Raw genomic sequence first — 22,968 nt, 5'->3', positions numbered from 1 at the left:
GAATTGATTAATATGCAAGTGCAAGAATTCATTCAAACGTGCAGGCAACGAAGGAGCCGAGGTTTTCCTGAAGCGGTCAAACTGCCAGGACGCCCACAACTGCATAAAGAATGAGCTTCGTGATTAAATTTCTCACCGCCACAACCGACAAGATGGAAGCACATGAAGCTGCCTGCCATGCTCCTCTCATCAGCGCTGCTGCTCGGGTCATGGGCGGCGGCTCAAACAGACCCCTTTTTGCGGACCGCTCCTGCTCAGGTCAAACCGACGGTGCGCGGCGCGGCGGTGGGTGGAGTGGTGCCCGCCGCCGCGCCGGTACGTGCTTCAGCGAATTCTTCCAAAAGCTCTCCGGCTCCTGCGGGGGGTGCCGAAACGCTGGCCCAGGCCAAGACGCCGAGTTTCGGAAGCCCGCGCATCAGCGGCACGGCGGAAGGCACCAAGCTGGTGTTCGACCTGCCCAAAGGCATGACCTACACGCTGGTGCCGACCTTCGGCGGGCTACGCATCGACGTGGGCGGGGTGCGGGTGGTGCCCGCCTCGGCGCTGCGGCTGGCCGAGCACCTGACCGAGTACCGGGCCAGCAGCGGGCAGATCATTATGGGCACGCCCTTTCCCCTGTCGCTGAGTGACGGCTGGCGGGCGACGGAAGCCACCATCGCGAGCGGTAGCCGGGTGCTGATCGTGGAACTCGGCCCACGGCTGCGCGGCGGCGCGGGCAACGTGGGCGGGCGCGTTCTCGCCGCCGCGCCTGCCGACGCGCGTGCCCAGGCCAGCCTGCAGGCGCCGGTGCCCGTGACCGACACGGCGGCGGGCAGCGTCCACACCACCGACCTTCCGCCCGGCGACAGCGTGCGGCAGCAGCCCGGCACCCCGCCGCCCGCGCCCCCGGCCCCACTCCCCGGCGCCGACACCGCCCGCCCCAGCACGTTGGTCGGGCGCATTCCCGGCCCCCTGAGCAGCGGCGCGACCATTCAGGCCCCGCGCATCGGCAAGACCCCCGGCGTGACCCGCATGGTGCTCGACCTGCCCCCGGGGGCGGGCTACCGCATCGTGCCCGGCACCCTGGGACTGCGGGTGGAACTGCTGGGTGTGGGCCTGGGCAGTACCCCCACCAACGAGCAGGACACCTCCGCCGAGGTGCGCTCGTGGCGTTACGAACCCTCGTCCGAAGGCGTGAATCTCAGCATCGTGACCGGGTCCCCGACCACCTCGCGCAGCGGCTGGCGTGCCCAGGTGCTGCCTCCGCTCAGCGGCGAGCGCTCGCGGCTGGTGCTCGACATTTCCCCGGCGATGGCGAACCTGACCCCGCTGGCCCCCCGGGAAAAGACGCTGGCCGCCGTGCCGCCCATGTCCGCGAGCAGCGGCGCGGCGGTGCTGTCGCTGCGGGCGAGTTCCGTGCGTCCACGCGTGGTGATCGACCCCGGCCACGGTGGCAAGGACCCCGGCGCGGTGGGCACCATCGTCGAGAAGGTCGTCACGCTCGACGTGGCGAAGCGGGTGCGCGACCTGCTGGTGGCCGCCGGGGTGGACGCCGTCCTGACCCGCGACACCGACCGCGAGCTGCACCCCGACAAGAACACCGACCTGCAGATGCGGGCCAAGATGGGCACCCCCGGCACCCAGATGTTCGTCAGCATTCACGTCAACGCCACCGAAGCCAGCACCGCGCTCAAGGGCTACGGCATCGAAACCTGGTGGAACCCCAACCACGACCTGTCCTACCAGCTCGCCACCGTCTTGCAGCGCGACATGGTGGACATGACCGGCGCCTTCAACCGGGGCATCAAGGGCTACCGCTCGCTGAGCGTGCTGCGCAACAGCCGCATTCCGGCGGCCCTCGTCGAAATCGGGTTTACCAGCCACCCGGTGGACGGCCAGAACCTCACGGACAACAACTACCTCGAGCGCGTGTCTGTGGGCATCGCCTCGGGCATCCGTGAAGCCCTGATGACCGGCGTGAGCGCCTCGGGCAAGCCGGCGGCCTCGGCCATGAGCGGCCCGTAAACAGCGGCCCACCCGAAAGAGAACCCCCCCTGATCTGCGCGTGATGCGTCAAGCCAGGGGGGGGGTTCTCTGGAAGTCCACTTCGAACGGGGGTGGGGTTATGACCCCAGGGGCACTTCCGGCGCGGTGTCCTCGGGGCTGGTGTCCTCGGGGTTGGCCGCCACCGCCCTGTGGACCAGCGGCATGATGGTCAGGCCCTGCACGGCGATGCTGAACAGCACGATGATGTAGGTCGCCGTGACGAGGTGGGTGCGGTAGGGCGTTTCGGGCAGGCCCAGCACCAGGCTGATGGCGATGCCGCCGCGCAGCCCGCCCCAGGTGAGCAGCCGCACGGTGTAGGTGCCGTAGTTCTCGCGCCGCCGAAGCAGTGAAAAGGGCAGCGCCACGCTGATCCAGCGGGCGAGCAGTGAGACGAGCACCAGCAGCCCCCCGGCCACAAGCTGCGGGCCGGTGGTTTCGGTCAGCAGCACGTCCAGGCCGATAAAGGCGAACAGCAGGATGTTGAGCACCTGATCGGTCGTTTCCCAGAAGCCCTCGATGTGTTCACGGGTGTCTTCCCCGAAGGCGACGTGCCGCCCCGCCGAGATGATGAGTCCGGCCACCACCATCGCCAGCGGGCCGCTGATGCCCAGCGCCGAGGCCGCCACGTAGCCGCCGACCACCAGCGCCAGCGTAATCAGCACCTCGACCGCCTGCTGCTCGATCTCGCGCAGCATCAGGTAGCCGAGAGCGCCCAGCAGCGCCCCGAACACCATGCCGCCCAGCGCCTCGCGCCCGAACAGCTCCAGGGCGCCCAGCACGCTGCCCTCGCCGTGCCCGTGTCCGATGCCCGCCATCCCGGCAATCACCAGAAAAATCACCACGCCCACGCCATCGTTGAACAGACTCTCGCCCGCGATCAGGGTTTCGATGCGTTTGGGCACCGCCGCCCGCTTGAGCAGGTCGAGCACCGCCACCGGGTCGGTGGGCGAAATCAGCGCCCCGAACAGCAGCGACCACAGCAGCGGCACGCTCAGGCCCACCAGCCCGAAGATGCCGTAGGCGGCAAAACCGATCAGAAAGGTGCTGAGCAGCGTGCTGACCACCGCCAGCGTCAGGATGCTCAGGCGCTGACGCAGCAACTGCCGGGCGTCGAGGCTCAGCGCCCCGGCGAACAGCAGGATGCTCAGAATCCCGTTGAGCACGAAATCGGTAAAGTCCAGGGTTTCCAGCAGGCCCGCCGCCCAGCCGCGCGGCCCGGTCAGCCCCAGAGCGTCGAGGGCGATGAGGAGCAGACTCGCCAGCGCGCCCGCCAGCGTCACCCCGACGGTGGTCGGAAGTTTAAAGAAACGTTCATTCAAGAAGGCCAGCACTGCGGTAACGCTGAGCAGAAGGGCAAATGCCGTGAGCATGTCCGTTAATCTAGGCCTCCCGACACGCGATGAACGCACCTCCTCCATCCAGGGGTATCCCGACATTGTGTCAGGAAGTGCTACACTGCCGTTTATGCCTGAACCCCGTAGACGCCTGAGCGCGGACGTGCGCCGTGAACAGATTCTGGAGGTGGCCTCGCAGCTCTTTATCGAGCAGGGCTTCGAGAACATCAAGATGGCCGATATCGCCGAGCGACTCCAGACCTCGCGGCCCAACATCTATACCTACTACCCCTCGACCGAGGCGATTCTCGACACCCTGCTCGAACGCCGGGTGGCCGAGTGGCTGCAGGAAATCGACCGGCGCGTGGCCGAGGACAGCCTGTTTCCGCCGGTGCAGTTGCTTGCCGCCCTGCTCGAACACCGCGAGCTGCTGCTGCTGCTCCACAGCGGCGGTGGTCCCCACTTTCAGGCGCGGCGCCAGCGGGTTCTCGATTCTCTGGACCGCCAGACCATCGACTACCTGCCGCCCGAGATCAGCGCCGCGCACCCCGACCTGATTCTGATGCAGCGGACCCTGGTCCTCTCCATTGCCCACGAACTGCTCCTCAACCCCGACTACGACCGCGAGCAGGTCGGGCGCCTGATGTCGGTGATGTTGTTCTCGGCCTACGAGAGCCGGGTGCCCGACATCGCAGAGCGCATCCGGCAGCACCACAGCCGCGCCTGAACTTGCGGCGGTGGGCCTGCGCCCGTGCTGGCCGGTCAGGGAGGCAGGTCAGCGAAGGTCGGTGTCGAGCGGGGGCAACCCCTGCGCGAGTTCCCCGAGCAGGTCGCGCGCCGTCAGGTCGAGCCGCACCGGAGACACGCTGATAAACCCGGCCTGCACCGCGCCGTAATCGGTCTTTTCGTCGGTCCCGTCGTGGGCGGTGCTGACCCCGGCGACCCAGTGGTAGTCGCGGCCTTCGGGGTCCTGGCGGGTCAGGACGCTGTCTTCCCAGCGGTGACGGCCCACCTCGGTCACGCACACCCCACGCGGGGACACGCGGGGAAAATTGACGTTGAGCAGCACCCGTGGCGGCAGCCCCCGGGCGCAGATTTCTCGCGCCAGCCTGGAAGCGTAGGCTGCCGAAGGCCCGAACTCGTACTCGCCCGATTCATTGGCGAACTGGCTGAAGGCGATGGCGGGCAGCCCCAGCGTCAGGCCCTCGATGGCCGCCGCCACCGTGCCCGAGTGCGTCAGGTCCTCGCCGAGGTTGGGACCGATGTTGATGCCACTGACCACGAGGTCGGGTCGCCCCAGCAGATGCACACCCAGCACCACGCAGTCGGCGGGGGTGCCGTCCACCCGGTACGCCGGAATGTCACCGAAACCCGCCGACGCCGTGTGCTTGAAGCGCAGCGGGCGCCGGATGGTGATGCCGTGTCCCACCGCCGACTGCTCCACGTCGGGCGCCACCACCACCACGTCGGCCCACTCGCCCAGCGCGAGGCCCAGCGCCTTGATGCCGGGCGAGAAGATGCCGTCGTCGTTGGCGACGAGCACTCGGGGACGGGCAGAGGGAGGCGCTTGGTCAGGCGTGGTCATAGCCCGCAGGGTAGCGCGGGGGTGTCATACGGATTCCGATTGAATCTGGTCGTTTCAGATTCAATCCGACTTGCAAAGCTGCGCAGCAGAGCGGATGCGAGTAGGAAAAAATACGGGTTACGCGATATGGATGCACAGGCGGCGCTTTCCCGACTGTGCAGGAATTAAGCGGAATCCGTATCAAGGCAGCCGCCGGCTTTCCATCCTCGGCTCACCACCATCCCCGGCGCTTGAACGTGTACGCCAGCAGCCCGCCCACCAGCAGAAAACTGCCCCAGGCCAGCGCGTAGCCGTAAGGCGAGGCGAGTTCGGGCATGTGCTCGAAGTTCATGCCCCACACCCCGGCCAGGAAGGTGAGCGGCAAAAACACCACGCTCACGGCGGTCAGGGTCCGCATCACCTCGTTCATGCGCTGGCCCTGAAGGGCGAGGTGCAGGTCGAGCAGGCTGCTGAGCGAGTCGCGCAGCCCGTCCAGGCGGCTGCCCACGCGGGTGAAGCTGTCCTGCACGTCGCGGAAACGGACCTGCTCGGCGTGCAGGCTGGTCTGGCGGCCCAGCAGCGCACTCGCCTCGCGGGCGTCGGTCGCCAGCCGCCGCGCCTGCCCCAGCAGATGCTTGAGGTCGAACACCGGCTCCACCGGGTTGAAGCGCGGGGAGCGGAAAATCTGTTCTTCCAGCGTGTCCACCTGCGTCTCCAGCGCGTCGGCGGCGAGAAAAAAGCCGTCGGCGGTCTGATCGAGCAGCTCGTAGGTGACCTCCTGCGCGGTGTTGACCGCTTCGCGCCCCACCTGCGCCCAGACCGCCCCCAGCGCCCGCGTCCCGCTGCGGCTGTGGGTCAGCACGGCGCCGCAGGGCTGGTCGGGTGCCGGAGCAAAGGCGAAGATGCTGACGCGCTCGGTAAATTCGTCGGGCTGCTCGGGGTGGGCGAAACTGCGCACGGTCACGAAGGTGTGTTCGGGGTACTGCTCGGCGCGGGTCCAGTGGCCCTGTTCCAGCGCGTCTTCCAGCGCCAGCCGGTTGAGGGGAAACGCCGCCCGCAGCCGGGCGAGTTCCTCGGGCGTTGGGTCCTGCGCGTCCACCCACACGCCCACCGTCTGGCCGGTCCAGTCCAGTTCCTGACCACTGGCGAGGTCCTTGGCACGAATCATGAGGGTCAGGGTAAATCAGCGCAGGTCGCCCACCCGCTCCAGCGTTCCGCCCAGGCCCGAGACCCGCGCAGGCAAGGTGGACAGCGGCACCTCGCGCCCGGTGTCGGCGTCGTAAAGGGTCAGGCGCAGGCGGTCCCCGTCCACGTCGAGCACGGTCACGGTGCTGCGGGCGGTGCCGGGAAAGCCGACGTAATCGCGCCCGCCGATGCCGCCGCTCGCCAGCACGTTGAGCTTGCCCAGGCGTCCGGGAAAAAAGGCGGCGTGGTGGCCCGACACGTAGGCCGTCACCTGTCCCCGCTCCATCACCTCACGCAGCGCCCCGGCCTCACGCAGAACCTCGCCGGGCCTGTTTTTGCCGGCACTGACCCCGGAAAGCGGCAGATGCCCGAGGACCAGTCGGAAACGGGCGGCCCTGGCCTGGGGGGTGGCGAGTTGCGCGGCCAGCCAGCGGCGCTGCGCGGCGTCCACGTTCGGCCCGGCAGCGTCCAGCACCGCGAAAAACAGCTCCCCGAAGGTGAAGGAGGAGCGGAAAGGAAACGCCGAGTGGTCCACGTACCGCAGCGCCGGAGGGTGGGCCTGCCAGTACCGCGCCGCTTCCCGGCGGTCCTGCGCCAGCCCCGCGTCGTGGTTGCCGAGCGTGAAGGCGAAGGGAATCCCGGCCCTCGCCAGCGGCCCGCGCACGTCCCGCTCGAAGGCAGCCCACATCGCCCGCACCTGCGTGTCGGTCAGGCTGGCCTTCTGCCCGGCCACGAGGTCGCCCGCCGAGACCACCAGGTCGGGTTTCCAGTCGTTCAGGATGCGCCCCACGGTGCGGGTCAGCGCGGGCGGATAGCTCACCTCGCCGTACGCCCCGTTGAAATCGCTGAGCAGCACCAGCCGGGTGGCGCTGGCGGGCGAAAGCAGCAGCAGGGCGAGGGCGAGCAGACGGCGCATGCCCCCAAGTTCAACACACGCTCAAGGCCGGGGGGTCAGCCGGGCTGACAATCGGGTGGCATGCTGCGCGAATGACCGATGCCAAACGTGACACCGTGCCGCCCATCGCCGCCGAACTCAGCGTGCACGCCGACGAACACGCCGTTCCCAGCGAGGTCGTGGCCGAGCAGGGACCGCCCCCTGCCGACTATGCCCAGCGCCCCGCCAGCGGGGTGGACGTGACCCCCGGCGAGGGCCTGAGCGCCGAACAGGTCGTGACCATGACCGGCGGCGACGCGGAAGCCGCCGACGCCAACGTCGAATTGCAGGAAGCACAGGGCCTGGACACCGGCGCACACGGCTGACCCTGGGGGCTATCCTCGGCGCCATGCGGACGGTAGAAGACCTGCGTGGCGTGTGTGACCCCCTGCCCCACTCGCTCGAAACCTTTCCCTTCGACGACCAGACGCTGGTGTTCAAGGTCGGCCACCTCACCAAGTCCAGGATGTACGCCCTGACCGATGTCACCCAGGAGCCGCTGCGCCTGAGCGTCAAGGTGGATCCGGAGCGCGGGCACGAACTCCGGCAGGCGTACCCGCAGAGCGTGGTGCCGGGCCACCACCTCAACAAAAAGCACTGGGTCACGGTCACGCTGGACGGCAGCGTGCCGGACGACTTGGTGCGCGAACTGCTGCGCGGCAGTTACCTGCTGGTCACGAAAAAGGGCTTCACGAAGGCGGAACGGGCAGAGTTGGGACTGCAAGACAGCCTGTAAGCTTGCGCTATGGACCAGACCATCAATCTCGGCAGCGGCACCGGCCTCGTTCTGGGGGTGGTGGCGGCGGGCCTGATTCTCGGCTACGGCGTCTGGACCGGGCAGCGGGGCGCGGGCCTGCGTGGAGCGCTGGGCGTGCTGCTCACCACGCTGCTGTGCGGGCTGCCTCCCCTCCTACTGGCGACGGCGGCGCTTCCACTCATGAACGGGGTCAGCGGCGCCGCCGAAGCGACCCTACGCCTCTTTCTGCTCAGCGCCCTGTCGCTGGTGCTGGCCTTCTTGCCGCTGCTGGTCGCCGCCAACTGGTTAGGAGTGCTCAGGCACCGGGCCGCGCCGGAACAGGGCTGACGTCTCCCCCGTACTGACTCGCCTGCAACTGCCACAGCTCGGCGTATTCCCCGCCCCGCGCCAAGAGTTCAGCGTGGGTGCCGTCCTCAATCAGGCGGCCCCGCTTCATCACCAGCACGCGGTCGGCCATCAAGACGCTGCCGAGGCGGTGGGTGATCAGCAGGGTGGTGCGGCCCTGCGACAGCGCGGCGAAGGCGTCGAAGACTTCCTTTTCGCTGCGGGGATCGAGCGCCGCCGTCGGCTCGTCCAGAATCAGCACGCGGGCCTCGCGGTACAGGGCGCGGGCGGTGGCGAGCTTTTGCCACTGCCCCCCCGAGAGGTCCACGCCGCCGAACGCCTGCCCGATGCGGGCATCCAGGCCGCCATTGACCCGGCCCAGCGCCGCGCCCAGCCCGCTCGCCTCCACCGCGTGCGACAGCTTGGCCGGGTTCTCGGGCTGCCCGAGCGTCACGTTGTCGCGCAGCGTCCACTCGAAGCGGGCGAAATCCTGGAACACCGCCGCCACCTGAGCGCGCCACTCGCCTGCGTCCAGGTCGCGCAGATCGGTCTGCTCGCCTGCTCCGCCCACCAGCACGCGGCCCTGTGAGGGGTCGTAAAAGCGCAGCAGCAGCTTGACCAGCGTGGTCTTCCCCGCGCCGTTTTCGCCCACGATGGCGACGGTCTGCCCCTCGGGAATGGTCAGCGAGAGGTGCTCGATGACGGGCGCCTGGTCGCGGTAGCCGAACGACACGTCCTCCAGGGTCAGGGTCAGTTCACGCGGCAGCGGGCGCGGGTCGGGCGAAAGGGTGACGGCGGGCGTGGAGTCCAGAAAGCGGTGAAGTTTGGCAAACCAGTTCAGGTGCTCAGTGCCGGAACTGATGAGTTCGGAAATGGTCTGCAACTCTCCGCGCAGCCCGGCGAGCGCCGTGATGACCAGCACCACGCTGCCCGCCGAGTACACGCCCTGTTCGGCGCGGCCCACCACGTACACAAACAGCCCCGCCGTCACGAGCAGCAGCAGCAGTTGGTAGGGCAAGATGCCCACCAGTTGCCGGTTTCTCACGCCGCGCATGGTGCGCTGGTAGTCCAGCGTGCGGGTCAGGTACTGCGACTGCAGGTAGGGCAACAGGCCGTAGAGCCGCACTTCCTTGGCGTACTCGTGGCGCAGGGCGACGCGCTGAAGATAATTGACCTCGCGCGAATCCTGGGTGCGCTGAATAAAGATGCTCCAGCCGAGCTTGTAGAACTCCATCTGCTTGAGCAGCGCGGGCAGCATCCCGGCGACCACCACCAGCGGCACCCACCAGCCGATGCTCAGCAGCGTGGCCGACACGCTCAGGGCGCTGATGACCGACCGGATGAGAGACAGCATGGTGGAGACCAGATTGAGCGGGCGGCGGGGAGCGCCCATCTGCAAAATCTCGATGTCGTCGTGGAAACGTGGGTCTTCCAGCACGTCCAGTCCGGGCAACTGCCCGACCTTGTCCATCAGCCGCCCCATGGTCTGCACGGTGAAGTGGTCGGCGGCGTAGCCCTGAAGGACCTGCGCGGCCACCTGCGTCACCTGCCCCAGCAGCGCCGCGCCCGCCCACGCCGCCGCCAGCAGCGACAGGTTGGCGTCCCGGCCTGCCAGCGCCGCGCCCACGCCGTCCACCGTCCACTTGCCGAGCAGGATGGTCAGCGCGGGCATCACGCCCTGAATCACCGCCATGCCCAGCATCAGCGACACCAGCACGGGCGCACTGCGAAGCAGGTCGGGCAGGGTGCGGGTCAGCACCGCGAGCAGTTCACGGTTGCTCAGATTTTCTTTCTGGGGAAGGGGACGCAGCATCTGCGGGGCAGTCTAGGGGCCGCCGCGCTGCCAGAAAGGGCGCTGGGGGGATGGAACGGGCGGAGGCCGCGTGAGACAATACGCGCACCACAAAGAGCGGGCCGCAAGCGGGGGCGCGCAGACGGAAACAGCCGTGTGCCCTCCCGGACAGCAAAAAACCCCGTCACGAAGACGGGGAATGTTTGGCGGGCCCTGAAGGACTTGAACCCTCGACCTACGGTTTTGGAGGACGGGAGGAAAGTTCTGCCCACTTCTATGAATTCCCAAAAATCTCCTGCTGGACGAGGATTTGGGACCTTTCACCTTCTACCAATGGTTCGTGCAGTTTTGAGGTCACAAAGAAAGACCCACCGAAAATGGGGCTGTGAACACACCGCTTCCAATGGGTCTAATGGCCATCCTACAGTACGTTCTCAGCGCGGTCCCGCTGCGCAAGACGCAGCGGAATTTTCTGACCGTGCTGCTTAGCGTATTTCTCGCTGTTCCTGGACGGCTGAACGTCCTGAACCTCTCCCGATATGCGGCCTGCTCGGAGAGTACGATCCGTCGTTGGCTGCACCGAAGTGACCCCGGGGCCATTCCCTGGGGCGCAGTACACCGGGCGACTGTGAGCACGGCGATTGAGAGTGGGCTGATCAGCCCACTGTGCGTTCTGGCCATCGACGCCTCTTTTCACCGCAAATCTGGTCAGCACACCGCACACCTCGGCTCGTTCTGGAATGGCTGTGCCGCACGGACCGAACGTGGGATCGAGCAATCCTGCTGTGCCCTGATTGACGTCCAGCACCGACAGGCATTTACGGTCGATGTCCGTCAGACCCGGACCGGGTCTGAGGCCCCGAGTCGTCTGGAACAGGCCGCTGACCAGCTGGATGACGTGTTGCTCGATCTCCGGACTGTTCCACGGCTTGATCTGGCCGCTGTGGTTGCGGATGGGAACTATGCGAAAGAATCCATGGTGGAGACCGTGACCGGTCACGGTCTCCCATTCATCTCCAGATTTCCTCGCAACGCCAACCTCAAGTATCTCTATACCGGCGAGCATCCCAGACGACGCGGACGGCCAAAAAAGTTCGACGGCAAGGTGGATTTCAGCGACTTGCAGCGCTTTGACCTCGTTTCTGAAACGTCGACCGAGCGGGTGTGGACTCAGGTGGTCTGGAGCGTGCAGTGGGCGCGAGAAGTGCGTGCAGTCGTCATCCAGCAGGTCGGTAAAAAGGGTCAAGTGACGGGTTACGCGGTGCTGTTCAGCACCGCTGTGACGATGCCCGCTCATGAGATCATGGCGCTGTACCGGAGCCGTTTCGAGATTGAACTGATCTTCCGGGATGCCAAGCAGTTCCTGGGGAGCCAGGATGTGCAACTGCGCTCACAGCAGGGCATTGAAGCGCATTGGAATGTGGTGTTGCTGACCCTGAATCTTTGTCGGCTGGAGGTCCTGCGGGCGGCCGGTGGCGGGCAGGATCTGGTGTTCAGTCTCGAAGACATGAAACGCAGGGCGTATAACGCCCTGCTGGCCCAGGTGATTTTGTCCAACTTGGACCTCTCGGCCCGCTTTGCAGAATTAGAGCATTTGCCGTTCAGTCCGCTAAATTTTGGCCTCAAAGCCGCCTAAAACTGCACGAACCATTGCTGAAAGGAGTAGGAAAAGATACGGATTTCGCGATATGGATGCACAGGCGGCGCTTTCCCGCCTGTGCAGGAATTAAGCGGAATCCGTATAAGCTGGCGAAGATCCGTGCAGAAACCAGGTTGAAAAACGGAGCGGCAAATCAGATTGGGCAGTTCATGCTGATGATAGAAAGGCTGACAGACATCTTCCAGGAGACTCTTCCGCCCGACGTACACGCGGCGTTACAGGCCCGGCTGGCGAAGGAATTCGAAGCCCTACCGAACGTTCAGGCTTGAGTGGGGTTGCCACCCTAGTATTTAGAACCTCGAGTGCTAGTGGATGACCAAGGGCATGATTGAGGCTATTCGACTTGCTTGTAGTGACGCGCCATTTTGCCTCTTGCTGCCTGGGTCGTGAATTCCCAATTCACTTTGACTGCCCTGGCGTTTCTGTGCCGCTCCCAGGCGGCAACTTCCGTCTCAAGTGCTTCTTTCGCCGCTATACGGCGATCCAGACACTGACGTTGCAGAGCGGCCCATTCCATCTCGGCCATATTCAGCCAGGACGCGTGTTTTGGCGTATAGATCCACTCGAACCGCTTTCTCAAGCGGTTCGCTTCTTCTGCGGGCAATGTGTCGTAGAGCGCTGCTGGTGAATGGGTCGAAAGCTGGTCCTGGATCAGTCGGATTTTCTTCGCCTCTGGGTAGCGTCGATCCAATGCTTGCAAACGAGCTGCGTATTCCTGTGACGTTCGCCGCTCAGTCACCGTCACACTGCGCTGCCCCGTCAGCGGCTCAAATTCGATAAAGAGATTAACTGTCCCACAGCGCTTGTACTCGTGATCGACCCGTGCCGGGATACCCGGCACGGGTGGGAGCGGCTCACGAACATGATCGAGAAGCTGGACAGATTTTTCATCGAGGCAGACCACTGGATATTCAGGGTCATAGGGCAAAGCGTACGTATCCAGCACCTCAGTAGGTGACAACTTCAGTTCGATGTCGTCCCAGACGGGAAAAATCAACAGTCGGCCCCATCAAGCTTGATGGGGCCGACTGTTCGCGGTCTCCTGGGAGTGTGAAATCGACAGAATCCACTGCTCAACAAGCTACCGTACTCACACAGCACTTCAAAGCGCACGCCAGTCATCTCCGCATCGACACGCTCCAGCGGCTCATTGACGTCCTCCTGGCGATGATTGCCGCGAGAAGCGTCAATCATCACGATCTGAGTGCCCATATGCCAGGGATGAGTACCCCGCAGGGCAAGAAGAGACGAGCAGACCGGACCTTCCGGGATGAGCAGCTGGACATGGGCTTTTTCATCGCCCTGCTCGTCGCCCACCTGCCACCAGGAAAGGTTTTGCTGAGTCTGGACCGCACCAACTGGGAACACGGGGAGACGCCCATCAACTTTCTGGTGCTTGGAGCCGTGGTCCACGGCTTCACCCTGCCCCTGATCTGGGTGCCCCTCGACGAGTCCGGGAACAGTCACACGTACGCCCGGATGTGGCTGGTGTTGAAGCTGCTTCGGGCCTTGCCAGCGAAACGCTGGCTGGGCCTAGTGGCTGATCGTGAGTTCATCGGTGCGGAATGGTTCCGTTTTCTCCGTCGTCAGGGCATCAAGCGGGCCATCCGCATTCGGCACAGCGACATGCTGGACGATATGAGCGGGAAAGAGTGGTTTGAGCATGTCCAGCACGGTCATTTTCACGAGATCAGCGAAAAGGTGTTTGTGTTCGGGGAGTTGATGCGGGTGGTGGCGACGAGGTCACCTGTGGGTGACCTCATCATCATCGCTACCGATTTCAATGCTCGGAAGACCTGGAAGCTTTACAAGCAGCGCTGGTCAATTGAGTGCACCTTCAGCAGCTTCAAAACGCGAGGCTTCGACCTGGAGCGAACGGGGATTACAGAAAAAAGCCGTCTACAACGGCTCTTTGGTCTGGTGACGCTGGCCTGGATGTTCTGTTTGCAGCTGGGGGTCTGGCTCGGCCAGACCCATCCCATTCCCGTCCTGAAACATGGTCGCAGAGCGGTCAGCCTGGTGCGTCACGGTGCTCAGCATCTCGTGGATGCCCTGCGTTGGAAACCCGAACGATGCAGGGCTTTCCTGGAACTGCTCACCCGTCCTTTCTGCCCGCCAGGCGCGGCTGGAGACGAAGTTGTCACCTACTGAGATCCAGCACTTCCTCCATACGCCAGACAAAGTCTGCCCCTACTTTGGAGACGCACCAGCTCTCGACCTGCCAGGGTTTGAGTGCGTTTTTTTGTAACTGCTCAGCACGAGAAGTCGAGTTTGGGTAAGACGCCACCAGGTTTTTATCTCAACCGAGTTCAGGAAGAAGAAGCCGTAGGCCAACGATGGGTTTAACGCGAATTTGACGCACTACAGCGGTTAAAGAGCGTGAATGACCAAGCAGTATCCCAAGGACGACTCCATTTAGGGCTGCCCGACCCTGTACGCCTCGTCTCATACGGCAACGATCTTCATGCAGCACGGTATCTCGGGCATGATGGCTGCGGTTTTCAATGCCCCAGTGACCTCGCCAAATATCCTCAGCCTGTTTTGCCGTCAGCAGCATGCTGCTGACGGCATACCGTATTTCCACAGTCTGCTTGCCGTTTCGGCGTGTCACTTGGTGCTCACGTCGTATCAATGTCTTCACATCAGGCAACGCTTCCCGGATTGCTTCGGGAACAGCAGTCAGGATATCCGTGCGTCGTTCCCAAACTTCGCCGCTCCTGTTTTCTACGTCAACAACGCCGTTTTCTGTTGGATATGAAAAGGCGATAACGGCCCATTCCTTGAGCACCTTCGTGTTGTTCTTCAGGGGAACGAGATAGTCCCCACCTGCTGCAACCACTTTGCTGGTCAGTTCGTGTTCAGTGTAGGCAGCGTCCAGTGTCAGGAGCCAGGATTCACCAAAAAGGTGGTTCAGGTCAGCGAGAACGTCTTGAATGGCTTTGGCCTCATGTCGTCCGCCTTGCTCCACCTGAGTCACGGTCAGCGAGAGTTCATGGAAAAAGACGGAGAGGAACGAGAGAGCCGACTGGCTCTCTCGGGCACTGCCTTTCAACACCTTGCCATCACCAGCAAGGACAGCAACTCGGTCTTGCATTTCAGGGCATTGCTGTTTGACCCAAGCCTCAGTAGGTGACAACTTCAGTTCGATGTCGTCCCAGACGGGAAAAATCAACAGTCGGCCCCATCAAGCTTGATGGGGCCGACTGTTCGCGGTCTCCTGGGAGTGTGAAATCGACAGAATCCACTGCTCAACAAGCTACCGTACTCACACAGCACTTCAAAGCGCACGCCAGTCATCTCCGCATCGACACGCTCCAGCGGCTCATTGACGTCCTCCTGGCGATGATTGCCGCGAGAAGCGTCAATCATCACGATCTGAGTGCCCATATGCCAGGGATGAGTACCCCGCAGGGCAAGAAGAGACGAGCAGACCGGACCTTCCGGGATGAGCAGCTGGACATGGGCTTTTTCATCGCCCTGCTCGTCGCCCACCTGCCACCAGGAAAGGTTTTGCTGAGTCTGGACCGCACCAACTGGGAACACGGGGAGACGCCCATCAACTTTCTGGTGCTTGGAGCCGTGGTCCACGGCTTCACCCTGCCCCTGATCTGGGTGCCCCTCGACGAGTCCGGGAACAGTCACACGTACGCCCGGATGTGGCTGGTGTTGAAGCTGCTTCGGGCCTTGCCAGCGAAACGCTGGCTGGGCCTAGTGGCTGATCGTGAGTTCATCGGTGCGGAATGGTTCCGTTTTCTCCGTCGTCAGGGCATCAAGCGGGCCATCCGCATTCGGCACAGCGACATGCTGGACGATATGAGCGGGAAAGAGTGGTTTGAGCATGTCCAGCACGGTCATTTTCACGAGATCAGCGAAAAGGTGTTTGTGTTCGGGGAGTTGATGCGGGTGGTGGCGACGAGGTCACCTGTGGGTGACCTCATCATCATCGCTACCGATTTCAATGCTCGGAAGACCTGGAAGCTTTACAAGCAGCGCTGGTCAATTGAGTGCACCTTCAGCAGCTTCAAAACGCGAGGCTTCGACCTGGAGCGAACGGGGATTACAGAAAAAAGCCGTCTACAACGGCTCTTTGGTCTGGTGACGCTGGCCTGGATGTTCTGTTTGCAGCTGGGGGTCTGGCTCGGCCAGACCCATCCCATTCCCGTCCTGAAACATGGTCGCAGAGCGGTCAGCCTGGTGCGTCACGGTGCTCAGCATCTCGTGGATGCCCTGCGTTGGAAACCCGAACGATGCAGGGCTTTCCTGGAACTGCTCACCCGTCCTTTCTGCCCGCCAGGCGCGGCTGGAGACGAAGTTGTCACCTACTGAGGACCCAAGCGAGTAGAGCAACCTTGAGTTGCGGCAAATGGGCATCCAATTTCCAGAAAAACCGATAAATCGTGGCTTGTCGCGGTACATCTTGGAGCTTGAGGCGCTGCGTCAGTTCGTCACGTTGCAACTGAATCCATTGGCTCAGGGCCAGAATATTTTCTGGCCCCGCCATAAGACCGACGAGGACGACGACCCAGAGCGCATTCCAGGGGTAAGTGCTCCGTTTGTGGTGACGCCAGTCAGGAATTTGGGTTAAAAATGGAACCGGGCTGATGGGTTGTCGCACAACTTCCTATCAGCCCAATTTTTGTACTCCTGTCAAGATAAAAACCTGAAGACGCCACGAAAAACGTCAACCAAGCCAGTCCAAACTGATAAGCCCTGCTTCTGAAGGGTAGAAATGAAGCTGCGAATCCGGCAGAACGCCTGACCTCCGACCTCCGAGCGAAACCCACCCGAAACCTTGCGTTTTACGCAGGCCATCCTGATGTCACGTTCCGCCTGATTGTTGTCAAACGGCACGTCAGCACGCTCCAGGAAAAGCAGCATCGCTGCGCGGTGCTGCTGACACCGCAAGGCCAGGTTGCGTCCCGGAAGCTGTTTGGGTTTACCACGCCGCTTTGGAACAGGTTCCTGTGCCGGATTTGCTTGCAGGCCAGCCCGCACCAGTTCATCAAATCGCGTATAGAACGCAGCTCTTTGCTCATTCGTCAATATCCCCGTCTTCTGGGCATGGTAGACCTGCTGCAATTCCCGCCGCAGTTCACCGGCCCAGGGCTGCTGGTCATGCTCATCCAGTTTGCGCAGTTCGCGCAGCAGGTGAGCATTGCACAGCGCGTGTTCTCCAGGGAGACGGAAATAGGTGTTCCAAGCGTCGTGAACCACGACGCCCGTAAAGTCGGTCAACACGCCAGCCGCCTCAAGAGCCGCGTAGCCGCGCTTCTCGTGCAAGGTATAGAGCGTTCCCCTGGCAAAACAGGCCACATGAAACCAGTTCAGCTTCCCATTCACCTTGGTGCCCGTTTCATCCGCATGGAGTACGGCTTGTTGCCTCAGGCCAGCTTTCAGCTCGTCCTCGAAAGGCTCAAGGCGTTCTGAAGCCAGGTTGATGTTGAGAACCACCGTACCATCGCTGATGGACGCGCCAAAAAGCGCGTCCGTAATCTGGGTGACCCGCTCCAATGGAATGAAATGCCCCACATTCAGCAAGGTCGTGAAGGCATGGAGTTGCGGACCGTATTGCACCTGACCAGGGACATGCTCGGGGAAATTGGCCTGTCCACGACAGCCACAGTTCGGGCAGAGTTTCACTTCGGCCTGGTACTCGGTGATATGGAGACGCAGTTCTGGCAAATCGTGAACCTGTCGAGCAAGATGATCGGTGACATCCACCTCGTCCCAGACAGTCCCACAAGAGCAGGCTCCGGTGAGCGATAGCGTTTGGATTTCGTCGGGCTGGTCACTGAATTTCAGCGTTTTCCCTGGGTGTCCCTTTTGTCCACCAGAAGAGCGTTCGCTCTTCTGACGCTCGCTCTTGGGTTTCCAGGGGGGGTCTTTGCTCGGTGGTTGATTGGAGTTGCTGCTATTCAGACCGAGCAGGGTTTTGATAGCCCGCAACTCGGCTTGCAATGCGGCGACTTCAGCCTGGAGGCGAGTCACCTCGGCAGCAAGTCGTTCGCAGTTGGGACAGGTCTCTTGCGTGATGCCCCTACTCTACCCGTTTCCGCTTCGCAAGTCCCCCTGCTGAGCAGTTACGTTTTTTTAAGCGTTTTTCGGACGGTCTCATCAGAAATACTGTCTACGACGCCTAAAGCGACAAGACGATCAGCGAGAAGCTGCATCGTCCACTTCGCGTACCCCTCTGGCGCATCCGAGCAGGTTTCTGCGATCAGGATCGCCGTGGCTTTCGGATCAAGTTTTGGGGGCTGCTTGGGGCGCGGTTTTTCGTAAAGAGCAGCAGCTACCCCGTCAGTCGCATATTTTCTGCGGATTTGACCGATCATTCCTTTGCTGACGGCCAGCCGTTCAGCGATCACCTTGTCATGCAGCTGTTCATCTGCCAGGAGAAGGACACGTGCGCGAGTCATGACTCGCGCACTGATCATTCCCTTCTTCGTCATATCGATGAGCTTCTGACGCTCAGCTTCAGGAAGGTTGACGACGAATCGCTTTTGGCGTCCCATGCAGCATTATAAGCCTTCTCATGCCCTTGGTCATCCACTAGGGGGTTAGAGACCTCCAAAGAAGAGGGCGAGATTGTGAGCGGCAATCTTGCGGCACACATGAGCGCGGACAGAGCGGAACGAGTTGAGCTGTGGAAGCATCAGATGAAACGTACGGTCTAGACGCGAGAAAACAGATTCAATCGTTTTCCTGACCCACCTCATCGCGCCCCACCAGGGGCGCGGATTCTTCATGTTTGAACGTGGTTGCGCGTATACCCCACACCCTTGGTACCCACGGTCGCCAAGGACCAATTCCCCTTCTCCCTCTTCCAGCAACGCTCTCGCGAGCGGTGGGTCACTCTCGTTCCCCGCAGCAATAGCAAACCGAACCACCATGCCGTGGTCGTCAATGATGGCGTGGAGCTTGTACCCATAGAAGCGTCCTTTGACGCTGTATCCACCGTTTCCCCCTCTACCACTCGCGGCCTCGCTCATGGCACGAGGACGCGCAAAGCGTGTCCCAGCGCAGTAAACGAGCGGTTTGCTATCAATCACATAGACCGTTTCGTCATCAACATGTGGCAACCGCAGTGCAAGGTCAGCGTAAATGGTCTCGAAGTTCAATTGAATGCGCAGATACCGCGTCCTATCCGGCAAACGCGGGAAAAGAGGGCGGTAGGTGGTCTGTACTTGCTGGTACCACTTTTCTTGCGATGCCTCACCCAGCCATTCCCCAACAAGAGCAATCGTCATCAACTCCGCATAGGTCGCCTTCTGGTGTGGCTCATTTGGAAGTGTGAAGAGGCCGCTGTGTACAGCGGCCTTGAGATAATCGTCGATGTACACGTAGGCGAGCAGGAAGAGGTCTTCTACGCTAACCTGTTGCAGCGGAAGCAGTTTGGTAGGCATACCTTGAGCTTCCGCTTTTTCCTGCCGTCAGATATCCCCTAGCACTCGGGGTTTAGAGGGAAGCCCACTCACTGGGGCAGCTCAACCAGCCTGTTGAGCCGTTCCCACCGCCGCCGCCAGTCAGGAAGCACCCGGCCGAGTAACTGGTAATACGCTGCCGAGTGACTGAATTCCTTGAGATGGCACAGCTCGTGCAGGATGACGTAATCCATGCAGTCTTTCGGTGCCTGAATAAGGCGGGGATTGAAGGTCAAGCGGCCTGCGCGTGTGCAGCTGCCCCACTGGGTCTTCATCAGGCGTAGGGAAAAGTCGCCGCTGTGCTGCACCCCAAAGTGCCCCGCGTGTTCCAGACAAGCGGCCATACGGTCAGTGAGCACAGCCTGCGCTCGCGCCCTGAGCCAGTGGTCAAGCACCCGCGGCACCCGCTCCGGGCTCTTGGTTGTGACCAGCAACTCGCCGCGAATGACGCGTACACCTTCGGCATCACCAGTAAGCACACGCAAGCGGTGCTGGCGACCCAGATACCGCCAGGATTCTCCACTGACGTATCGACGCTCGGGCAAAGGCGGGGGCAGCTTGGCGAGTTCCCGTTGCTGACGCAGAATCCAGCTGCCCCGCTTCTCTACTTTCCAGCGGATCTCGTGTTCAGCAGCGTCTAACGGTGCGGTGACCTGCACTGTGCCATCGGGCTTCACTTCGATGCTCAGTGTCCGCCGCTCCATACGCTTTAGCAGGTAAGGAATACGGGTCGTGCCATATTCCGCCACCCTCCCCCCGCTTCCGCCTTCATGCGTCACGGTGCCGAGCCACGGAAAGGATCTTCTCGAACAAGTCGTCGCGCAAGCTGTGCGGGATTCGCCTCCCCGCCTGCTGTTCCAGTTCGTACAGGTGGTCGTCCATCGCATCCATCATGCGGTGGCGCACTCCCTGATTACTGTGCCAATCCCGGATTTTCAGCTCCTGAATGCTGTCGTCGAAGGTCAGGGCCGCTGTGGTCAGCTGCTCCGCGAAGTCCGGCAACTCGCCCAATGTCTCACCTAGTGCCTCTTCCAGCAGGCCCCGGTACGCCTGGGCCGTTTCCCGCCCGTGCAATCTGGGGTCACTTTCGCTCTCCCCACGCTCACGGGCCTGCCGGGTGAGTTCCTGAGCACGTTGCAAATATTCCAAGTCAGCCAGTCGCCCGGCGCGGTGGTCGGCGATGGCCTCGTCCACCAATTCCGACAGTCGTTTGTAGAAAGTGGGGTCCTCCTCCATGCGCTCGGTGACGGCGCGGCGGATGCGGCTCGTCATCGTGTCGGCCTTCGCCGCTTCCCCTTCAATTTGGGCGTCCTGTTCCTCGGCGGCCTCAATGTCGAAGAGACTGACTGGCTCGGCCAACTGGGTCACGGTGTCCGCCCCCACGTGCTCCTGCACCATCTTGCGCAGCTGGGCTTCCAGGGGGCCGAAGTCCACGCTCTCGCCGTAGCGCCGCTTGACGGCGGTGCGCAGATTCAGGAAAAAGCGCAGGTCACGGATGTAGACCCGCCGCTCGGCTTCGGGGGTGGAGTCCAGAAAGTTCGGCGTACTCAGGGCGAGTTGCAGCGTCTTGGCGAAAGCGGTCAGCGTCTCATAAAAGGCGTCACGGCGGTCTTGCGGCTCCAAATGGCGCTGCATGGCCTCCAAATCCTGACGGTCTACGCCGCTGAACACGTCCCAGACATGCCCGTGTCGGGTCTTCAGCAGGCCGATTTCCACGTCCACACTTTCAAGCGTGCCAGCCACGTCCGCCGGGTCGAAGCCTTCCGCTTCAAGAGCAGCATAGATGTCGAGGGCCTCGCGCATCTCGTTGAAGATGCCCCGGTAGTCCACGATCAGGCCGTAATCTTTGCCGTCGTAGAGGCGGTTCACACGGGCAATTGCCTGGAGGATGTTGTGCTCCTTGAGTCGCTTGTCGAGGTACAGCACGGCGTTGCGTGGCGCGTCGAAGCCAGTCAGCAGCTTGTCCACCACAATCAGCAGTTCTGGCCCGTCCTGACCTTTGAACGCGGCGATGAGGCTGTCCTGGTAGTTCTTTTCGCTGCCGTAGCGCCCCATCATGTCGCGCCAGAACGCCTGCACCTCGGGCACGTCGGCCTCGTCCACCGTTTCACGGCCTTCACGGGTATCGGGGGCCGACATGACGAGGGCCGCACTTACCCGTCCCCAGCGTTCGAAAATCTTCTTGTAACGCACGGCGTCGAGCTTGCTGCTCACGGCAAACTGCGCCTTGAGGCCGCGCCCCTGGTAGTTCTGGACGTAGTGCTCTCCGATGTCGTAGGCGATTTCTTCCAGTCGGGCCCCTGCTCCCAGCACCGTCTCTGCCGTGCGGAACTGGCGTTTCACATCCGCCTTCTGCTGCTCGGTGAGGTTGCGGGTCACGCGCTCGAACCAGCGGTCTATCTGCTCCTGTGCGCCGCGCAGCTCGGCGTGCCGGGCCTCGTATTTCAGCGGGGCCACTGCGCCGTCTTGTACAGCCCGCCCCATGGTGTAGCTGTGCAGAATCCCGCCGAACTTCTGGGCGGTGTTCTTTTCTTTCTTCAGCAGCGGTGTCCCCGTGAACCCAATCAGGCAGGCATTTGGCAGCACGGTTCGCATCAGGGCGTTGGCGCTGCCGTACTGACTGCGGTGCGACTCGTCCACCAGCACGAACACGTCGGGACTGGTCACTTTCAGCTTCTCGCGGGCCACTGTCTCGAACTTGTCGATGACCGTCGTGATGACCTGGGTGCGCTCGGACGAGAGCAGGTCGAGCAGATGCCGTCCGTCTTTCGCCTGCACGGGCTTAACTCCAGTGTTTTTGAAGGTTCCAGCAATCTGGTCGTCCAGGTCTACGCGGTCAGTCACCAACACGATTCTGGGGGCCAGAGCGTCTGGAAGGTGGGTCAGCGCACGGGCCAGCATCACCATCGTCAGGCTCTTGCCGCTGCCGGTGGTGTGCCAGACCACGCCGCCATGCCGTTTGCCGTCTGGCGTGCGCTCCTGCACCTTGCTTACGATTTCCCGCACGGCATAAAACTGCTGGTAGCGGGCGACCTTCTTCACCCCGGCATCGAAGACCACGAAGCCGCGAATAAAGTCCAGCAGACGGGCTGGAGACAGAAGAGAGCCAATCAACTCGTCCTGAGCGCTCGGGAGGCGTGGCCCCTCATGCCAAGCTTGGTCAAGCTGTGAGCGCAAAGGCTCGTCGCGCCAGCCCAGAATCTTCTCGCGCACTTTGGCGGGTAATGGTGTGCCGACCAGTTCGGGCAACTGCGCTGTCACCGCTGGGTCTTCCTCGCGCCAGGTGGCCCAATATTTGGCGTCTGCACCTGTCGTACCGTATTTTGCTGCGTTCTGAGCCACGCCCAGCAGCAACTGGGAAAAGGCGTACAGCAGCGGAATCTCGTGGCGGGCATGGTTCCGTAAGGTCTGCGAAATCGCCTCGGCCAGCGGCTCCCCCATGTCGGGGCGCTTGCACTCGATGACCACCAGCGGAATCCCGTTGCAGGAAAGGACGATGTCAGGACGCCGGGTAGCGGTGCTGCCCTGCCGTTCGACGGTGAATTCCTCGGTCACGTGCCAGACGTTGTTTTCGGGCGTGTCCCAGTCAATGAACTTGACGCTGAAGCTCTTGCGGTCGCCGTCTATCGTCTGCTCTACCGTCACGCCCAGCGTCAGCAGGTCATACGCCGCCTGAGCCGTCGTGTACTGCGCCTCAAAGGGCAGCGTGAGCAGCGCGTCTGCCGCTTTTTGCAAGCCATCGGACGTGAATTCGCGCTCCTGGTTCAGATACCGCACCCGGTTGAGCCGCGCCAGCGATTCAAGCAGCACGTCCGTCAGAATCACCTGCCCGCGCCGCCCACGCCGCTTGTCCAGAGCTTCAGCGGGCGTCAGGAAGGAGTAGCCCAGATTGACCAGCAGCCCCAAGGCAGGCAACTGGCTGGACACGATTTCGCGGAAGTCGGCGGGCGGATCGGTGCGGGTCATGGTTAC

General features: G+C 62.6%; 21 protein-coding genes. 8 read left to right on the top strand and 13 right to left on the bottom strand.

Translation table 11 applies throughout. The features are described 5' to 3' along the window. Positions 1-162: 162 nt before the first annotated feature. Positions 163-2,004, top strand: a complete 1,842-nt coding sequence (locus G6R31_RS12875) for an N-acetylmuramoyl-L-alanine amidase (protein WP_025566893.1) — start codon at positions 163-165, stop codon at positions 2,002-2,004. A 98-nt stretch (positions 2,005-2,102) separates the two neighbouring features. Here the strand turns inward: G6R31_RS12875 and G6R31_RS12870 are convergent, their stop codons facing one another. Then, a complete protein-coding gene (locus G6R31_RS12870; protein WP_017870846.1) occupies positions 2,103-3,395 on the bottom strand; it encodes a cation:proton antiporter in 1,293 nt (430 codons plus the stop codon). Positions 3,396-3,489: 94 nt separating this feature from the next. Between G6R31_RS12870 and G6R31_RS12865 the strand changes: the two genes are divergently transcribed. Then, entirely contained in the window at positions 3,490-4,086 is a 597-nt protein-coding gene (locus G6R31_RS12865; RefSeq protein ID WP_025566891.1) for a TetR/AcrR family transcriptional regulator, read from the top strand. A gap of 48 nt (positions 4,087-4,134) precedes the next feature. On the opposite strand, the gene surE is transcribed toward G6R31_RS12865, so the two are convergent. The 3 genes from surE to G6R31_RS12850 form a co-directional block, all read right to left on the bottom strand. Continuing rightward, the gene (surE, locus tag G6R31_RS12860; protein ID WP_025566890.1) at positions 4,135-4,944 is read right to left on the bottom strand and encodes a 5'/3'-nucleotidase SurE; all 810 of its coding nucleotides are present in this window, start codon (positions 4,942-4,944) and stop codon (positions 4,135-4,137) included. Between the two features lie 211 nt (positions 4,945-5,155). Next, positions 5,156-6,091, bottom strand: coding sequence for a magnesium transporter CorA family protein (locus G6R31_RS12855; protein WP_017870843.1), 936 nt, complete (start codon positions 6,089-6,091; stop codon positions 5,156-5,158). Between the two features lie 15 nt (positions 6,092-6,106). Next, positions 6,107-7,024: a metallophosphoesterase family protein gene (locus G6R31_RS12850; protein WP_017870842.1), complete on the bottom strand. Its 918-nt coding sequence runs from the start codon at positions 7,022-7,024 to the stop codon at positions 6,107-6,109. Positions 7,025-7,095: 71 nt separating this feature from the next. Here G6R31_RS12850 and G6R31_RS12845 point away from each other — a divergent pair, with 71 nt between their 5' ends. Genes G6R31_RS12845 through G6R31_RS12835 form a run of 3 tightly spaced genes read left to right on the top strand, consistent with a single transcriptional unit; the run spans position 7,096 to position 8,126 of the window. After that, positions 7,096-7,368 (top strand): hypothetical protein, encoded by a 273-nt coding sequence (locus G6R31_RS12845; protein WP_017870841.1) that lies wholly within the window; start codon positions 7,096-7,098, stop codon positions 7,366-7,368. 23 nt (positions 7,369-7,391) lie between these two features. Continuing rightward, a complete protein-coding gene (locus G6R31_RS12840; protein ID WP_017870840.1) occupies positions 7,392-7,778 on the top strand; it encodes an MmcQ/YjbR family DNA-binding protein in 387 nt (128 codons plus the stop codon). Positions 7,779-7,787: 9 nt separating this feature from the next. Continuing rightward, positions 7,788-8,126 carry a hypothetical protein gene (locus G6R31_RS12835; protein WP_017870839.1) on the top strand — a complete coding sequence of 113 codons (339 nt, stop codon included), beginning with the start codon at positions 7,788-7,790 and terminating at the stop codon, positions 8,124-8,126. Here G6R31_RS12835 and G6R31_RS12830 read toward each other — a convergent pair. Continuing rightward, positions 8,095-9,936, bottom strand: a complete 1,842-nt coding sequence (locus G6R31_RS12830; protein ID WP_017870838.1) for an ABC transporter ATP-binding protein — start codon at positions 9,934-9,936, stop codon at positions 8,095-8,097. The two genes, G6R31_RS12835 and G6R31_RS12830, sit on opposite strands and share 32 nt — an antisense overlap. Before the next feature lie 382 nt (positions 9,937-10,318). On the opposite strand from G6R31_RS12830, the gene G6R31_RS12825 reads away from it, so the two are divergent. Continuing rightward, on the top strand, positions 10,319-11,551 hold the full coding sequence (locus tag G6R31_RS12825) for a transposase (protein WP_164994013.1): 1,233 nt from the start codon (positions 10,319-10,321) through the stop codon (positions 11,549-11,551). 358 nt (positions 11,552-11,909) lie between these two features. Here G6R31_RS12825 and G6R31_RS12820 read toward each other — a convergent pair whose 3' ends face one another. Beyond that, positions 11,910-12,572 (bottom strand): IS630 family transposase, encoded by a 663-nt coding sequence (locus tag G6R31_RS12820; RefSeq protein WP_164993987.1) that lies wholly within the window; start codon positions 12,570-12,572, stop codon positions 11,910-11,912. 170 nt (positions 12,573-12,742) lie between these two features. Between G6R31_RS12820 and G6R31_RS12815 the strand changes: the two genes are divergently transcribed. Next, on the top strand, positions 12,743-13,726 hold the full coding sequence (locus G6R31_RS12815) for an IS4 family transposase (protein ID WP_164994000.1): 984 nt from the start codon (positions 12,743-12,745) through the stop codon (positions 13,724-13,726). Between the two features lie 148 nt (positions 13,727-13,874). Here G6R31_RS12815 and G6R31_RS12810 read toward each other — a convergent pair whose 3' ends face one another. Further along, positions 13,875-14,747, bottom strand: coding sequence for an ISAs1 family transposase (locus tag G6R31_RS12810; RefSeq protein ID WP_164993986.1), 873 nt, complete (start codon positions 14,745-14,747; stop codon positions 13,875-13,877). Positions 14,748-14,917: 170 nt separating this feature from the next. Here G6R31_RS12810 and G6R31_RS12805 point away from each other — a divergent pair, with 170 nt between their 5' ends. Beyond that, positions 14,918-15,901: an IS4 family transposase gene (locus G6R31_RS12805; RefSeq protein WP_164994000.1), complete on the top strand. Its 984-nt coding sequence runs from the start codon at positions 14,918-14,920 to the stop codon at positions 15,899-15,901. Here the strand turns inward: G6R31_RS12805 and G6R31_RS12800 are convergent. The 6 genes from G6R31_RS12800 to G6R31_RS12775 form a co-directional block, all read right to left on the bottom strand. Beyond that, positions 15,891-16,190, bottom strand: coding sequence for a transposase family protein (locus tag G6R31_RS12800; protein ID WP_081608370.1), 300 nt, complete (start codon positions 16,188-16,190; stop codon positions 15,891-15,893). The genes G6R31_RS12805 and G6R31_RS12800 overlap by 11 nt on opposite strands. A 32-nt stretch (positions 16,191-16,222) precedes the next feature. Further along, positions 16,223-17,608, bottom strand: coding sequence for an IS66 family transposase (gene tnpC / locus G6R31_RS12795; protein WP_380026032.1), 1,386 nt, complete (start codon positions 17,606-17,608; stop codon positions 16,223-16,225). A gap of 47 nt (positions 17,609-17,655) precedes the next feature. Next, positions 17,656-18,087: a helix-turn-helix domain-containing protein gene (locus tag G6R31_RS12790; protein ID WP_017872099.1), complete on the bottom strand. Its 432-nt coding sequence runs from the start codon at positions 18,085-18,087 to the stop codon at positions 17,656-17,658. Between the two features lie 45 nt (positions 18,088-18,132). After that, complete coding sequence (locus tag G6R31_RS12785) at positions 18,133-18,978, bottom strand: transposase (protein WP_017871958.1); 846 nt, start codon at positions 18,976-18,978, stop codon at positions 18,133-18,135. A 68-nt stretch (positions 18,979-19,046) separates the two neighbouring features. After that, positions 19,047-19,745 carry a M48 family metallopeptidase gene (locus G6R31_RS12780; RefSeq protein ID WP_017871959.1) on the bottom strand — a complete coding sequence of 233 codons (699 nt, stop codon included), beginning with the start codon at positions 19,743-19,745 and terminating at the stop codon, positions 19,047-19,049. Positions 19,746-19,764: 19 nt separating this feature from the next. Next, positions 19,765-22,962: a type I restriction endonuclease subunit R gene (locus tag G6R31_RS12775; RefSeq protein WP_017871960.1), complete on the bottom strand. Its 3,198-nt coding sequence runs from the start codon at positions 22,960-22,962 to the stop codon at positions 19,765-19,767. Positions 22,963-22,968 lie beyond the last annotated feature (6 nt).

Source organism: Deinococcus wulumuqiensis R12 (assembly GCF_011067105.1).
Taxonomy (GTDB): Bacteria; Deinococcota; Deinococci; order Deinococcales; family Deinococcaceae; genus Deinococcus; species Deinococcus wulumuqiensis.
The sequence above is the reverse complement of the archived record's forward strand: the minus strand, read 5'-3'. Positions and strand labels throughout refer to the sequence as shown.